Origin of the sequence: Paenibacillus durus (assembly GCF_000756615.1) — a bacterium.
Classification (GTDB): Bacteria; Bacillota; Bacilli; order Paenibacillales; family Paenibacillaceae; genus Paenibacillus_AQ; species Paenibacillus_AQ durus.
The window spans coordinates 3,893,076-3,908,647 of sequence record NZ_CP009288.1 but is presented as its reverse complement, the minus strand read 5'-3'; the positions used below and the strand labels follow the sequence as shown (position 1 = coordinate 3,908,647).

General features: G+C 53.8%; 14 protein-coding genes. 13 read left to right on the top strand and 1 reads right to left on the bottom strand.

Going from position 1 to position 15,572, the window contains the following annotated elements; all coding sequences use genetic code 11:
• The first annotated feature begins 39 nt into the window (after positions 1-39).
• The 11 genes from bshA (at position 40) to PDUR_RS16615 (ending at position 12,399) form a co-directional block, all read left to right on the top strand.
• Positions 40-1,191, top strand: coding sequence for an N-acetyl-alpha-D-glucosaminyl L-malate synthase BshA (bshA, locus tag PDUR_RS16665; RefSeq protein WP_042207282.1), 1,152 nt, complete (start codon positions 40-42; stop codon positions 1,189-1,191).
• Between the two features lie 18 nt (positions 1,192-1,209).
• On the top strand, positions 1,210-2,490 hold the full coding sequence (locus tag PDUR_RS16660; RefSeq protein ID WP_042207281.1) for a CCA tRNA nucleotidyltransferase: 1,281 nt from the start codon (positions 1,210-1,212) through the stop codon (positions 2,488-2,490).
• Positions 2,480-3,277, top strand: a complete 798-nt coding sequence (locus PDUR_RS16655) for a biotin--[acetyl-CoA-carboxylase] ligase (RefSeq protein ID WP_052410258.1) — start codon at positions 2,480-2,482, stop codon at positions 3,275-3,277. Before PDUR_RS16660 ends, PDUR_RS16655 begins: the two co-directional genes overlap by 11 nt.
• A gap of 301 nt (positions 3,278-3,578) precedes the next feature.
• Positions 3,579-4,448 (top strand): 3-methyl-2-oxobutanoate hydroxymethyltransferase, encoded by an 870-nt coding sequence (gene panB / locus PDUR_RS16650; RefSeq protein WP_042207280.1) that lies wholly within the window; start codon positions 3,579-3,581, stop codon positions 4,446-4,448.
• Positions 4,448-5,338, top strand: coding sequence for a pantoate--beta-alanine ligase (gene panC, locus PDUR_RS16645; RefSeq protein WP_042207278.1), 891 nt, complete (start codon positions 4,448-4,450; stop codon positions 5,336-5,338). The genes panB and panC overlap by 1 nt, the downstream gene beginning before the upstream one ends.
• Positions 5,331-5,714 carry an aspartate 1-decarboxylase gene (gene panD / locus PDUR_RS16640; protein ID WP_042207277.1) on the top strand — a complete coding sequence of 128 codons (384 nt, stop codon included), beginning with the start codon at positions 5,331-5,333 and terminating at the stop codon, positions 5,712-5,714. Before panC ends, panD begins: the two co-directional genes overlap by 8 nt.
• A gap of 119 nt (positions 5,715-5,833) precedes the next feature.
• Complete coding sequence (locus tag PDUR_RS16635; RefSeq protein WP_042207276.1) at positions 5,834-6,478, top strand: tetratricopeptide repeat protein; 645 nt, start codon at positions 5,834-5,836, stop codon at positions 6,476-6,478.
• 120 nt (positions 6,479-6,598) lie between these two features.
• On the top strand, positions 6,599-9,454 hold the full coding sequence (gene dinG / locus PDUR_RS16630; protein ID WP_042207275.1) for an ATP-dependent DNA helicase DinG: 2,856 nt from the start codon (positions 6,599-6,601) through the stop codon (positions 9,452-9,454).
• A 377-nt stretch (positions 9,455-9,831) separates the two neighbouring features.
• Positions 9,832-10,482, top strand: a complete 651-nt coding sequence (locus tag PDUR_RS16625) for a redox-sensing transcriptional repressor Rex (RefSeq protein ID WP_042207274.1) — start codon at positions 9,832-9,834, stop codon at positions 10,480-10,482.
• A complete protein-coding gene (locus tag PDUR_RS16620; protein WP_042207272.1) occupies positions 10,472-11,770 on the top strand; it encodes an amidohydrolase in 1,299 nt (432 codons plus the stop codon). The genes PDUR_RS16625 and PDUR_RS16620 overlap by 11 nt, the downstream gene beginning before the upstream one ends.
• Positions 11,771-11,880: 110 nt before the next feature.
• Positions 11,881-12,399 carry a cell wall elongation regulator TseB-like domain-containing protein gene (locus PDUR_RS16615; protein ID WP_042207271.1) on the top strand — a complete coding sequence of 173 codons (519 nt, stop codon included), beginning with the start codon at positions 11,881-11,883 and terminating at the stop codon, positions 12,397-12,399.
• A gap of 58 nt (positions 12,400-12,457) precedes the next feature.
• On the opposite strand, the gene PDUR_RS16610 is transcribed toward PDUR_RS16615, so the two are convergent.
• The gene (locus PDUR_RS16610; RefSeq protein ID WP_218918411.1) at positions 12,458-13,243 is read right to left on the bottom strand and encodes an alpha/beta fold hydrolase; all 786 of its coding nucleotides are present in this window, start codon (positions 13,241-13,243) and stop codon (positions 12,458-12,460) included.
• Between the two features lie 207 nt (positions 13,244-13,450).
• On the opposite strand from PDUR_RS16610, the gene PDUR_RS16605 reads away from it, so the two are divergent.
• Positions 13,451-13,984, top strand: coding sequence for a hypothetical protein (locus PDUR_RS16605; RefSeq protein ID WP_042207269.1), 534 nt, complete (start codon positions 13,451-13,453; stop codon positions 13,982-13,984).
• Positions 13,977-15,479: an AAA family ATPase gene (locus PDUR_RS16600; RefSeq protein WP_042207268.1), complete on the top strand. Its 1,503-nt coding sequence runs from the start codon at positions 13,977-13,979 to the stop codon at positions 15,477-15,479. The genes PDUR_RS16605 and PDUR_RS16600 overlap by 8 nt, the downstream gene beginning before the upstream one ends.
• The last annotated feature ends 93 nt before the right edge of the window (positions 15,480-15,572 follow it).

Sequence of the window (15,572 nt, the reverse complement as noted above, 5' to 3'; positions counted from 1 at the left end):
TCGCGGACCAACCAGCAAATAATTAAAGGAGACGGACATATGGACCGGTTGTTGAAAATAGGCATTACCTGTTATCCGTCTCTCGGCGGTTCCGGTGTGGTGGCCACTGAACTAGGGAAGCTGCTGGCTGAAAAGGGCCATGAGGTTCATTTTATTACTCACAGCGTTCCGTTCCGTCTGGGGACGTTTCAGAAAAATATATTTTATCACGAGGTTGAAGTTAACGACTATTATGTGTTCCGGTACCCGCCCTATGATCTTGCTCTGGCGACGAAGATGGCCCAGGTAGCCAAGATGGAGAAGCTGGATTTGCTCCACGTTCACTATGCGGTTCCGCATGCCGTCTGCGCCTTTTTGGCCAAGCAAATGGTGGGCGGGCAGGTCAAAGTAGTAACGACGCTTCACGGGACGGATATAACGGTTCTAGGGCAGGACGAATCGCTTAAGGATCTGATCCGGCTAGGCATTAATGAGAGCGACGCGGTAACGGCGGTGTCACAGGACCTTATCAACGAGACTCGCCGGGTGCTGGATATTACGGATGAGATCGATCTGACCTACAATTTTGTGGACAAACGGGTATATTATCCGAGAGATGTATCCGATCTAAGAGGGGATTTTGCGTCTCCAGATGAAAAAATTTTGATGCATATTTCCAATTTCAGGCCGGTCAAGCGTGTTGGAGATGTGGTGGATATCTTTGCTAGAGTCGCTAAGGAAATTCCTGCCCGTCTTTTGCTTGTCGGAGAGGGGCCGGAGCTTCCGAAGATTCAGGCCAAAGTCGCCGAAATGGGTATAGAGGAAAAGGTAAGGTTTCTCGGCAAGCAGGATGAAATCGCTCAGGTGATTTCGCTTGCGGATGTGCTGCTGCTCCCCTCGGAGAAAGAGAGCTTCGGGCTTGTAGCCTTGGAAGCGATGGCCTGCGGCGTGCCGACGATCGGCTCGCAGGCGGGGGGAATACCCGAACTGGTGCTGCATGGCGAGACCGGATTTCTGGCCCCGATCGGCGATACGGCAGCCATGGCGGAGTACGCTGTCCGGCTATTGACGGACGAGGATCTTGCGGGCAGGTTCCGCAAAGCATGCCTGGAGCGCGCGCGAGAGGATTTCTGCAAGGACGCCATTACCGATCAATACGAAAGTATCTATTACCGTGTGCTGGACCGCAGGGTGACGAAAGCGATCCGATAAGAATGGAGCCGTGGCATTATGAATTGGAAAATGGCCGATCCCCTGATGGCCGAAGCTGCCGGGCGAATCATCATTCGCCTGACCGATGCCGGGCATGAAGCCTACTGGGTAGGCGGCTGTATCCGGGACGAGCTGCTGGGGCGGCCCGTTCACGATATGGATATCACCACCTCAGCCAAGCCGGAGTCGGTCATGTCGCTCTTTCCAAGATGTGTGCCGACAGGCCTGCAGCATGGAACGGTTACAGTGCTGGAGGACGATTTCCCGTTTGAGGTGACAACCTACCGGACCGAGAGCGGCTATGCCGATCACCGGCGGCCGGAGACGGTTACTTTTGTTATGGATGTCAAGGAGGATCTTCGCCGCCGTGACTTTACGATCAATGCGATCTGTCTCGGTCTGGACGGAAGATTGATCGATCCGTTCGGCGGGGCGGATGACCTGCGCCGCCGGCTGATCCGCTGCGTAGGCAAGGCGGAAGACCGCTTTGACGAGGACGCGCTCCGCATGCTCCGCTGCGTACGCTTCGCGTCCACTCTGGGCTTCAGCGTCGCGAAGAACACGTGGCGCGGCCTGCTGCGCCGCCGGGACGGCCTGGTGCATATCGCCGTGGAGCGCGTCTTTGCTGAGCTGACGCGCATCGTGGAAGGCCCCCGGCCGCTGACGGGCCTTGCGATGCTGGCGCGCAGCGGGCTGCTCGCGCGCGGCAAGGCCCCGTTCCCCTGGACCGGAGAAGACCTGGCGGCTGCAGCCGCAGGTCTTACCGGCATCGGGGAACTGGGGAGCGCCCGCCTGCGGTGGGCGCTGCTGCTCCATGCCCTGGGGGCGACGGCCGAGGCGGCCGACGGCTTGATGCGGGCATGGACGTTCCCGGGGGCGACGCGGCGCGGCGTCGCCCAGGTGCTGCGGGTCCGCGAGGCGTGGACCGCAGCGGCGGCGGAGGCGGGGCCGGGAGAAGGCCCCGCAGACTTCCGGCGGCGGTTCCTCGCCGCCGCGCTGGCCTTCGGCGCGGAAGCCGCCGAAGGGTGGCTGGCGCTGCTGGCCGCCATGCCGTGCGGCGGCCCGTGCGCCGGGCTTGTTCCGTCCGCCCGGCGGTGGCTGGACGAAATGCCCGTGCGCGGCCTGGCCGATCTGGCGGTGACGGGCGGCGATTTAGCGTCCGCACTGGACCGCCGTCCGGGGCCTTGGCTGGGAGAGCTGCTTCAGGCACTGCTGCTGGCAGCGGCGTCCGGCATCCTGCCTAATGACAGGACAGCATTGATTAACGAAGCGAAAAGGATGAATCACCATGAGCAATGATAAAATAATGGCCGCTGCTTCCGAAGCGGACTTACTAAGAGATACGAACTGGGCCGGTAGACTGAGGCGCCTGGATACCGTCGTGTCTACTCAGGAGGAAGCCAAGCTGCTCGCAGAGAAGGGCGCTCCCGAAGGGACTGCCGTTATGGCTGAAGAGCAGACAGGCGGACGGGGAACAAGGGGCCGGCGTTGGCATTCCCCGAAGGGCAAGGGCGTCTGGATGAGCGTTGTTTTGCGGCCGGAGATACCGCTGCAGTCTACGCCTCAGCTGACGCTTCTGGCAGGCGTAGCCGTTTGCTCAGCCATCCGTAATTTTACCGGTGTGGAAGCAGGAATCAAATGGCCGAACGATCTTCTGGCCCGCGGCAGAAAGCTGTGCGGCATTTTGCTGGAATCGAATGTGGGACCTGGAGGGCTCCAGTATGCAATCGCCGGGATTGGCATCAGCACCAATCTGTCGGAGGAGGACTATCCCGCAGAGCTTCGCCATATTGCGACATCGCTGCTGATTGAGAGCGGCATGCCTGTTGACCGCGAACAATTGGCCGCAGAAGTGCTGCGGGAGCTGGAACACCATTATAGGCTGTACATGGAGCAAGGCCTGAAACCGATCGCGAGGCTGTGGGAGGAGCACTCGGTTACCCTAGGCAGAAGGATTGGGCTGGAGACGCCCCGGGGCTGGCTGGAAGGGACGGCTGTAGGCCTCGGCGAAGACGGCGGACTGCTGCTTCGGGAGGACAATGGATCGGTGACGAGTGTATATTCCGGCGAAATCACCTTAGTATAAAATACCAGACCTTGTCACATTTATATCGTGTAATTGTCCGGCAGATTTGTTATACTGATCGCAAGAGGCGGTATCTGTGAAAAGAACTGCACTCTTGGCATAGCAAAGCTGCTTTTGTTTATACCTTCATAACTGTAATGAACGGTTACGTTGGATTCTGCTCTGAGCCGCAAGGACCGAGACAGAAGGGACGATCGCGAGTGACTCTTTTTTGCCCTTCGGACCTTTTTAGCGGATACGCTAAAAGGTTTTTTTGTTTGCGCTAAAACAAGCGCGGTGACTCGCAAAAGGGGAAAAGGGAATGGCTGACAAACAAGCACTGAACATTGTGAAAATGAAAAAAATGAAGGCGGAAGGCGTGCCGCTGAGCATGCTGACCGCATATGACTATCCTTCGGCCGCCTTGGCCGAAGAGGCCGGCGTCGATATGATCCTGGTCGGCGATTCGCTCGGCAATGTCGTTCTTGGATACAGCTCGACGCTGCCTGTCACCATCGACGATATGGTATACCATACGCGGGCGGTCGCCAGGGGAGCGGAGCATACGTTCATCGTGGCGGATATGCCGTTTATGACGTATCACGGCGGCATCGACGAGACACTGAAGAATGTGCGTAGGCTTATGCAGGAAGGACATGCCCATGCGGTTAAGATGGAAGGCGGGCTTGAAATATGCGCCGCCGTGTCTTCCATCGTCTCCGCGGGAGTGCCGGTACTGGGCCATATCGGGCTCACGCCGCAGTCGGTAAATACAATTGGCGGGTACCGGGTGCAGGGCAAGGATGCCCAGGATGCGCAGCGGCTTATGGATGAGGCGAAGGCGCTGGAGAAGGCGGGCGCATTTGGCATCGTGCTGGAACTGGTTACCGAAGAAGTGGCTGAAGCGATCACGAAAGAGCTTACCATTCCGACCATTGGAATCGGAGCGGGACGCTATTGTGACGGCCAGGTGCTCGTGTTCCACGATGTGCTGCGGTATGCTTCGCCTTACAGGGAGAAGCGGTTTGTGAAGACGTATGCCGACGTCGGCGGTATCATCCGCGACGCGCTCGGCCAATATGTGCAGGAAGTCAAACAGCGTGCCTTTCCGGAAGCAGGCCATGCGTTCGGCGCGGATGAGAGTGTGCTGGAATCATTATACGGCGCAGCCGGAAAAGGAGCGAGATCATAATGAGAGTCGTTAGAACAATAGAGCAGCTTCGGGAAGCCACCTCGTTTATGCGGCGTACAGGACAGGGGCCTGTCGGGCTGGTTCCGACGATGGGTTATCTGCATGACGGCCACGCAAGTCTGCTGCGGCGGGCGGGAGAAATGTGCGGCACGGTTGTCATGAGCATTTTTGTCAATCCGATTCAATTCGGACCGAATGAGGATTATGAGGCCTATCCGCGCGACGAGCAGCGGGATTTGGAGCTTGCGGAACGCGAGGGCGCCGATATCGTGTTTATTCCGACGGTAGAGGTGATGTATCCCCGCCCAATCCGCAGTAAGATAACGGTGTCCTCTCTTACAACGAGATTATGCGGCGCCTCGCGCCCGGGCCATTTTGACGGAGTGACGACCGTGGTCGCCAAGCTGTTTAATCTGGTTCAGCCCGAATATGCCTTTTTCGGACTGAAGGACGCGCAGCAGGTAGCCGTGCTTCGGCAAATGGTGGATGATCTGAACATGAATGTGGAGATCATCCCTTGCCCCATCGTACGTGAAAGCGACGGGCTCGCGCTCAGCTCCCGCAACGTCTATTTATCGGCCGAAGAACGCCGTCAGGCGCTGGTGCTGTCCCGCTCGCTTCAGGAGGCCCGCAAGGCGGTAGAGGAAGGACAGGCCGCTACGACCGATGAAGTCCGGGAGCTGCTGACATCCGTTATTTCCGGCTCGCCGCTTGCCGACATTGATTACGCGGAAATCTTGACATTTCCGGAGCTTGAACCGCTTGAAGGGAACTTCCCGCTTACGAGAGCCGAAGGGGAGATTATAATGGCGCTGGCCGTTCGGTTTGGCCGTACGCGCCTGATCGACAATATCATCTTTACGCCGAAGGAGGTCGCAGCGCTTGTATAGACATATGATGAAATCGAAAATCCACCGGGCGACGGTCACCGAAGCCAACCTGAATTATGTCGGCAGCATTACGATTGACGAGGATCTGATGGAAGCCGCAGACCTGCTTGAGAACGAGAAAGTGCAGATTGTGGACAACAACAACGGTTCGCGTCTGGAAACTTACGTCATACCGGGTCCGCGAGGCAGCGGCGTCATTTGTCTGAACGGCGCGGCGGCGCGGCTTGTGCAGCCCGGCGATACGGTCATTATTATTTCATATGCGATACTTTCCCGGGAAGAGCTTGAAGTGCATAAGCCTACGGTTGTGTTTGTGGACGAGAACAACCGTCCCGTTAAGCTTGACAATAAGGAGCTTCACGCGACGATTGTCTGATTTGGCTATCGGGCCCTGTGACCATGCAATGACTGCCACGCATGAAAGGCCCGCTCCGGGCGAACAATGAAGTCAGGCAAGCTGCACTGATCTCATTTTCGCAAGGAGGGATGGCTCCTATGTTTCAACAGATGTTTGCCGAAATGAACGAAATGCTCTCCGATATCGCCAGACAGCTGCCGAAGGCTCAGGGAGTAAAGCGGCATGAGCTTTTAGGCAAATACCGCATGCTCCGCAAGCTTAGCGATGAAGCGCTGGATGAATGGCTGGCTTTTGCGGAAGCGCTCAGTCTGTTTCGCCAGAAAGCGGAGCTTACTGAGGAGCCGGAACCGGAGACGCCGCTTAGCGGGGAAGACTCCGGAATTGAGTTGGAGAATTTTGCGCGCGGTCAAGGGTATTACAAGCTGCTGATGTTTCCAAAATGCATCGAGCAGTTCAGCATTGTCATTTCCCATTATCCCGACAATCTGGCGGCGCGTCTGTATCTGGCCATGTCCCATCTTCATCAAGGAGAAGCCCTCACGGCGCGGGTTCACTTGGAACATATGCTGCCCCTTGTTCAGAGCCGCAAGCTGAAGGCGCATCTGTATAATGCCGTGGGCTGCATTGCGGCGTCGGGCCGCCAGTTCGATGAAGCGAAAGAACTGTTCGGGCTGGCATTGAAATACGATCCGGCGCTGCCTGAACCGGACGCCAATCTGGAGGTCTGCAGGCGCGGCAGAGGCGAGCTTCAGTTCGGTTCTCAGCTGGTTTCGCTATTATAATAATCAGGCTTTTCATTTGGTGCGATGCAAGCTGCTGCTTTCCGGCGGAGTGCATCGCCTTTTTTCGCAACTTCTGTTATGCTGATTAAGAGTCTCGAATGAAAGGGTTTAGAAAACATCATGAAATTTGCGGTGCTTGATTTTGAAACGACGGGAACCCAGTCCGTAGGTGAAATTATCCAGGTCGGACTTGCCATCATAGAAGAAGACCGGTCCATTTCGCGTGTGTACGGCTCCTACGTCAAGCCCAAAGGACCGATACCCCCTTTTATTACCGGCTTAACCGGCATTACGGACAGCGATGTGCAGGATGCCCCCGAACTGGAAGAGATGATGATGGAACTGGTGCCTCTTCTTGATGATGTCGTGCTTGTTGGGCATAATGTCGCTTTCGATTTTCATTTTCTTCAGAGCGCTCTGGACCGGTGCGGTTATTTGCCGTTTCAGGGGCGTATTCTCGATACGATCGATTTTTTAAAAATCTGCTTTCCATCGCTCACCTCCTACCAGCTTGGAAACGTCAGCTCCCATTTCGGGCTTCAGCATGAACGTCCGCATCAGGCGGACAGCGACGCGCTGGCGACAGCGCATGTATTGCTGAAATGTCTGGATGAGCTGTACAGCCTGCCTTTGCTTACGGTACAGCGGTTGACCGAGCTGTTTGCCGGTGAAGACAGCGATCTGAGCTGGTTTTTTGAGGGCTTGCTGAGTGAGCGTGAGCTGGAAACCTTCCAGCCTGAAGGTGATCTTAAGTTTTACCGCCAGCTTGCATTAGCTGTGGGTGATTGGACGGAGCTGGCTCCACCGCGCGAGGACGGCTATAATCCGTTGGAGCATATGCCGTTTGAGGCTTACTTGAACGAGATTACCGAACGGCTGCGGAGCATCCTGCCCCAGTACGAAAGCCGGCAGGCTCAGGAAATTATGTTCGGCGAAGTGATCAAGGCGCTGGAAGAAGAGAAGCATCTGCTGATCGAGGCGGGCACAGGGACCGGCAAATCGCTCGGCTATTTGCTCCCGGCTATTTACCAGAGCGTTTGCACGGGGCAAAAGGTAATGGTCAGCACTCATACGATCAATCTTCAGGATCAGCTTCGCGAGCGCGATGTTCCACTCTTGACCGAAGCCGTTCCTTTTCCGTTCAAGGCTGCCGTCTTCAAGGGAAGGGGACACTATTTGTGTCTGCGCAAGTTTGAACATAAAATAAATAAAAAGGATTACGCCTCACCGAGAGAGGATACTCTAACATCGGCGCAAATGATTGTGTGGCTCACCCAGACCGAATCGGGCGACGACGAAGAGCTGAATTTAAGCGGCCGGGGCGGCGATTTCTGGGAAACGGTGGCGAGCGATACGGACTCCTGCCTGGGACGGTCATGCCCGTGGTTCCGTAAATGCTATTACCATCGCGCCAAGCAGGAGGCGGGTAACGCCGACGTGGTCATTACGAACCACTCGAAGCTATTCGCCGATATGAAAGCGGGCCATCAGCTGCTTCCTTCCTATGAGTACCTTGTAATTGACGAAGCGCATCAACTGGAGGAAGTGGCCGGCAAGCACCTGGGCATGCATATGAAGCATTTTACCGTCTCCCATACACTGAACCGCTTGTACAAAGACAGCCGCACCGGTCAACTGCCCGCACTCCGGCAGATCCTGCAAAGCTCGGGCAGTGAACAGGCCGCCGAGTGGAGCGGGATTATCAACCGGCTGTATCCCGACCTCCTTACCGTAAAAGAGGCATGGGATCTGCTCAGCGATAAGCTGTATGCATTGATACCGGAACGGGCCGACTCGGCGGGAGAAGCGGGGCAGTTGGTTCACCGCCTTCTGCCTGCCAAGAGACCAAAAGGCTGGGAAGAGCTTGCTTCACTGGAGAGTACACTAAATTTGTCTTTAAGCGATATTATCCGCAAAGGGGAAAAAATGCTTGCCGAGATGCGTGACCAGGAAGGTCAATCGTCAGCGGATAGCCTTGTAACTGATATCGGAGGACTATTCAAGGATTTGGCCGATATCCGCGAGCAAGTGCGTTTTTTTATGGGCATGAAAGACGAAAATGTTGTATATTGGCTGGAGGCAAATGGAAACTATCGCAGCAAATCCCTGCAGCTGTACGCCGTGCCCGTTGATGTCAGCGCGCAGCTCAAGGAGCTTTTCTTTGATAAGAAAAAAAGCGCTGTCCTGACCTCGGCAACCTTGTCCGTAGATAAATCGTTCCAGTATATGATCGACAACCTCGGATTGAACGAGGCGCAGGAGGAAGGAAGGCTATCGACCATACAGCTTCCTTCACCCTTTAAGTACCGGGATCAGGCGCTGCTGGTCATTCCGCGGGATTTCCCAAGCGTGAAGGGAACCGTCGGCGACGCCCGATTTGTCGATATGCTCGTTCATTCCCTGGCTGAAGCCGCAGTGACCACGCGCGGGCGGATGCTTGTGCTGTTCACGTCATATAAGATGCTTCGGCAGGTATACGAGCCTCTCAAGGAGGCGCTTGCGTCCGAAGATATCACTGTACTCGGGCAAGGCGTTGAAGGAGGAAGCCGAAGCAAGCTGCTCCGCCGGTTCCAGGAGAATTCAGCTTCCGTCCTGCTTGGAACGAGCAGCTTCTGGGAAGGCGTCGATATCCCTGGTGACGCGCTAACCTGTCTGGCAATCGTCAGACTGCCTTTTCAGCCGCCTAACCATCCGCTCGCAGAGGCGAAGGCCGAGCTATTGCAGGCGCAGAAGAAGAATCCGTTCATGAAGCTGTCCGTGCCTCAAGCCGTAATCCGTTTTAAGCAGGGCTTCGGCCGCCTTGTACGGACCGCGCAGGATCGCGGCATTGTTATTGTTTATGATACCAGAGTAATCGAATCTTATTACGGTAAGTATTTCCTGTACTCGCTGCCAGGACCTAAAATGGAGCATATGTCGACGGAACAAATGGTCCCCCGCATCGCCGAATGGCTACAGCAAGACGGCGCATCCTAATAAAAATACTCGATTGGCCATTGTATAACATAGGCCAATCCAGTCTTTTGCTTTTCAGCACTTCGATCGGCCATTGTATAACATAGGCCAATCCAGTCTTTTGCTTTTCAGCACTTCGATTGGCCATTGTACAACATAGGCCGATCTGCCGATCTTAATCTTTACATGGGTCATACTGTATGTAGATTCCGCCAATTGTCAAGCGTGTCCCGTCAGGGACGAAAAGCGATCCTTCATCCGCCTGATTCAAGGTCCCGCCCAACTTTTGCCGGGCGCCAATTTGCCGTGAGCGGGTGTCCAGAGGGCGGTAGCCCTTGGGGCCCTCCCTTTTAGGGAGGGTTTGGGAGGGTCCTATTTAAAATTTAGGAGGAGAACTCATGAAATCGGACAAAATATCTGAGGCCGTCGTCCGCAGATTGCCAGTATATCTGCGTTTTTTGAACGACCTGCAAAATCGCGAAATCGCCACTGTTTCTTCTCAAGAACTCGGACAACGACTGGATTTAAATCCTGCGCAAATCCGCAAGGATTTGGCCTATTTTGGCGACTTCGGCAGGAAGGGCATTGGTTATGACGTACCCTACCTGATCGAAAAAATCCGCCACATCCTGAAGCTCGACCAACAGATTAATGTTGTTCTGGTAGGAGCGGGGAATCTGGGTCAGGCGCTGTCCAATTACAATATTTATCTGAAAGATACAATGAAAATTACGGCCGTCTTTGATTCCTACCCGCCGAAGATCGGGACCAAGATCAATACTTTGACCGTTCAGCCTATGGATGAACTTGCAAGTACCGTACGCGAGCAGGGCATTCGCATAGGCATTATTACCGTGCCCGAGCAGGAGGCGCAAAAAGTAGCGGATATTCTTATCGGAGCCGGCATTGAAGCGATCCTGAATTTCGCTCCGGTAATCCTGAAGACGCCGCCTGAGATTCGTGTGCATGCGGCGGATTTTACGACCGACCTGCAAAGTCTGGCTTACTATCTGCATGAAGGAAAGGACGAAGAAGAGCATGGGTACTAAATGGATGATCCGAAACGGCAAATTTGCCGTGCCTGGCGCGGATAAGCCTGTTTTTGAAGGATATATGGTAATTGATAACGATTTGATTACGTACATAGGGGAAGAAGCGCCCGTTCTTGAAGAAGACGTACCTGTCTTTGAAGGCAACCGCCTGCTGTTCCTTCCGGGGCTTGTCAATACGCATGGGCATGCGGCGATGTCGCTGCTGCGCGGTTATGGAGACGATCTTGCCCTTCAGGTATGGCTTCAGGAAAAAATGTGGCCAATGGAAGGGAAATTCACCGGAGACGACGTCTACTGGGGAACCGCACTCTCGGTGCTGGAAATGCTCAAGGGCGGGACAACGACGTTTCTTGATATGTATGATCATATGGACCGGGTGGCTGAGGTGGCGGAAGCATCTGGAATACGCGCCGTCCTGATGCGTGGTGTAATCGGGCTGTGCCCGGCAGAGGTGCAGAATCAGAAGCTTGCGGAAGCGGTTGCTTTTGCAAAAAAATGGCATAACGCGGCGGATGGACGGATCACCGCTATGATATCACCCCATTCGCCGTATACTTGTCCTCCGGATTATATCGAGAAATTTGTCCAGGCGGCGCATGACCTCGACCTGCCTATTCATACGCATATGTCCGAAACGCGGCGGGAAGTGGAGCAAAATGAAGCGGATTACGGCCTTCGGCCCGTTGCCCATCTGGAGAAGCTCGGGATGTTCACCCGGCCGTCGCTAGTGGCGCACGCTGTCCATCTGAACGATGAGGAAATCGAAATTCTTGCCCGCAATCAAGTTGGCGTCTCGCATAATCCGGGCAGCAATCTGAAGCTGGCAAGCGGCGTGGCGCGCGTTCCCGAGCTGCTGAAGGCCGGTGTTACGGTATCGCTCGGAACGGATGGCGCGGCAAGCAACAACAACCTGGACATGTTCGAGGAGATGCGTCTAGCCGCGCTGATTCATAAAGGAGTGTCCGGCGATCCGACGGCGGTTCCGGCAGGCGAGGCCCTGCGTATAGCTACGGAGTATGGCGCAAAGTCTTTATTCCTTAATCAAGTGGGAAGGCTCGCGCCGGGAATGAAAGCTGATTTCATCGCCATTGATATTGACCAGCCACATCTGCTTCCGCATACGGATCTGATATCCCATACCGTATACTCGGCGAGCGCCAAGGACGTAGAGCATGTATGGGTCGACGGCAAGCAGATCATTAAGCACGGGGAATGCCTGACCTTGGACGAAGAGGCAATCCGGCGCAAGGCGCAGGAAGCATTCGAGGGACTGCTGAATCGGTAAATTTAAGGAGCTTTCGCTGACAGCCTGTACGACTACTGGAACAAAGGAAACAAGAGCCTCGTCATTTTGGGACGGCGGTAATGTTTCTTCCTAAGAAGGAGAGCTGCACGTTGAGAAAAAGGAGAAAATGGATCTACTACGGGGTGTTTCTGGCCCTGCTCCTTCTGTTCGGATTATATCAATTTTTTGCCTACGTGCTGAAGGATCAATGGAGCGAGCGCAGCGCAGCCGAAGCTGCGGCAATTAGCGGGGCGGGCCTAACCGAGATTGATAAAGCGGAGAAATCGGTATGGGATGAGAACTCTATTTATTGGGTGATTACTGGCAAAAGCAAGACCGGCTCCGATATGATGGTGTGGGTGCGTTTTACTGTTGACGGCAAGCCGGCCAAAGGAGAGAACGCCGTGCATGCGCAGGAGCTGTCTCAGGGAGTATCCGAGGATAAAATGCGGCAGATTATCGCTTCCTCCATTCCGGGTGCCAAGATCGAGCGTTTGCTTCCCGGCGCCTATAACGGCGAGTACGCCTGGCAGCTTTTTTATAAAGAGGGGGACCGCTACTATTACCGGTTCTACCGCTTCTCGGACGGTGAGCAGATCGGCGACGGCTACAGCCTGCCCAATCGTTAATTAGACGTAATAAGAAGAACCAGCCACAACCTAAAGAGGATGGCTGGTTCTTTATTTTTTAAAGATTATTTTCGGGCAGCTCTGCATGAAGTAAATGATAAAAATGATCTTTTGCCATTCGTTCTTTCCAAGGCGTATGTCCGCAATGCTCAAGTAAGTGATAACGGAAGTCTTGCAGGACGGCAGACAGAGGCCGTATGACGCCTGAATAGGGATGAGGATCATGTATTCCGTGAATCGCGACAACAGGACAGACCACATGATAGCCTAGCTTTAGCAGCTCGCCGGATGACCTAAGCGCATCGGCTTCTTTCCAGATGTGATGATAGGCATTCAAATCGAATTCCACCATGTCATCATCAGAGGGTATGGGATCAAACAGGTCTGTTTTTTCCATTATCTTTCCATATTGACGAAGAATTTCATTCTTATCGGATTCGTTTTTTTCCAGACCGGCCTCGAGCTCACGGACTCTTCTTTTATCCTGCTCGTTTAATCGGGCTAACCTGGTGGCCTGCAGATCTTTGGTATACTGCTGCTCGAAAGGAGCGCTCCCGACTAGAATTAACTTCCGGACGAGATCCGGAAATGACGCCGCAAAAATAAAGCTCAACCAGGCGCCCCAGGAATAACCGACGAGACAGACGGGTCCGTTGACGTAATGCTCAATATCCTTCTTGAGTTCGAGAAGTAATTCATCTATTGTCAGCCCGGTCTGAAAGGACTCGATAACTCCGACTTTCTCTGATAAAAAAGCCGCCACTCCAGCCATCTCTCCGGCAGCGCCCGGCCCGCCATGAATTAAAAAGGTTTGATAGGGAGGCTTGCCGTACGCTTTTGCCACAATAATGAATCTCCTTTCGGAACAAAGGCAGAAAATAGAAAGTAAAATTTTAAATATTCTTCACATTTGATTCGTTCTAGTATATACACCTATGATATACTACTAGTTGTATCAGGGCATGCCAAAATGCATGCCAGTCTCGAACGGCGCTAGGCACGCTGCTTGGAAAGCAATAAAGTTAGACATCATTAGAGAGGAGGACGTTGTTTGAAACTTCGTCTAATGCCTGTATTGTTGACTGCACTGCTGTCTGCTGCGCTATTGTTCGGCGGGTGGTTTTTGTACCGTGAGTTTGCCGTTCAGGAACCGCTTGAAAAGATGGTCAGCAGTTATGAGGGTGTTAAGCAGTCCCATATTACCATTAACCGCAATGAGGTTACTTTGAAACTTGATTTGCAGCCGGGCACGAAGCTTCGTGAACTGGTTCATTATATAAATACCGAAGGCAAGTCCATAATCGGAGACCGGACCGTCAAGCTTGATGTGGAGGAACATTCGAGTGAAGTGCTGGACGATTATTGGGATCGAGCGCTGTTTTCTGTAGCTGAGGCGATGGAGAGCCGCAAATATACGGTTATTCCGGAGACGCTGAAAGAGCTGTCCGCTCAGTATAAGAATGTTGCCGTTACAACGGAAATAGACGACAAGAATGTGTATGTGAGTTTGTCGGACGGCACAAAGAGCAAATTTATTATTTTGCCGCGCGAGCCTGAAACGATGGGGGTATGGAACAATGCCTAAATGGAGCAAAGAAGTATTAATCGGATTTGTGCCGGTGCTGCTGATTTTTATGGCTTTTCTGGGTATTAATATCGTGCCTGTTATCGTTGCTGCCGCCATGGTCGGCGCCCTGCTCGTTATCACCCATATGCGCGGCGGCATCGCCGTAAATGCGGGTGCGGAGAAGAAGCGTAAGAAGAAGGGTCCGGCTAAGCTGACGTTTGAAGAAATCGGCGGCCAGGATAACGCGAAGCAGGAACTGCGCGAGGCGCTCGATTTTCTGATCCGGCATGAAGAAATCAGCAAGTTCGGGATTCGTCCGCTCAAAGGGATTCTTCTTACCGGCCCTCCCGGGACGGGCAAGACGCTAATGGCGAAGGCTGCGGCCCATTACACGAACTCGGTATTCGTGGCGGCCTCCGGCAGTGAGTTTGTGGAAATGTATGTCGGCGTTGGCGCCGGACGGATCCGCGATCTGTTCAAGGACGCCCGTACCCGTGCGGTTAAGGAGAATCGGGAAAGCGCCATTATTTTCATCGACGAAATTGACGTCATCGGCGGCAAGCGTGAAGGCGGGCAGCAGCGGGAGTATGATCAGACGCTTAACCAGCTTCTTACCGAGATGGATGGCATTTATAATTCGGAAACTCCGCGTATTCTGCTGATCGCCGCTACGAATCGTAAGGAGATGCTTGATCCGGCGCTGCTGCGTCCGGGGCGCTTTGACCGTCATATTCAAGTGGACATGCCCGACAAAAAAGGCCGCAAGTCCATTTTAGAGCTGCACGCCAAGAATAAGCCGCTACATCCCGATGTCAATTTGGATAAACTTGCGGAGGAAGCTTACGGCTTCTCCGGAGCCCAGCTCGAAAGCGTGATGAATGAAGCCGCGATCTATATGATGCGTGATAATTTGACTCAAGTAGAGGACCGCCATTTGGCAATGGCGATTGACAAGGTCATGATGGGCGAGAAGACGGACCGTGAGACGAACCAGGAAGAGAAGAAGCGGGTAGCGATTCATGAGCTGGGACATGCCATTATGGCCGAGCTTCTGCGTCCGGGCAGCGTCAGTCAGGTAACACTCACTCCGCGCGGTCAGGCGCTCGGCTATGTGCGGCATAACCCGCAGCAGGAGCAGTATCTGTACACGAAAGACTATCTTGAGGAGCAGATTATGATTGCGCTCGGCGGAGCGGCAGCCGAAGAAATGTATTACGGCGGACGGAGCACAGGCTCCCGGGGCGATTTCGACCAGGCGCTCGGTATTGTGGAAATGATGATGAAATCCGGCCTGACCTCCCTTGGAATCGCCAAGCTGGAAATGGTAACAACGGAAGAACTAATGAAAGAGAATAGTAAAATATTGGACGAACTGATGGAGCGAACCCATTCTCTTCTGGAAAATAAACGAAATCTTTTTGATTATTCCCTGGATATCCTAATGAAGGAAGAAGTGCTCTCCGGAGAACAATTTCGTTGTCAATTTCGTGACAGTGTCCTTTTACCGGCATAATTATTGATGCCGGTTATTTTTTTTTACTTTTAATGCATGCTAAGATATTATAAATGTCGGAGTATGCTGTTTTTTCGACAGACAAATAGGTCC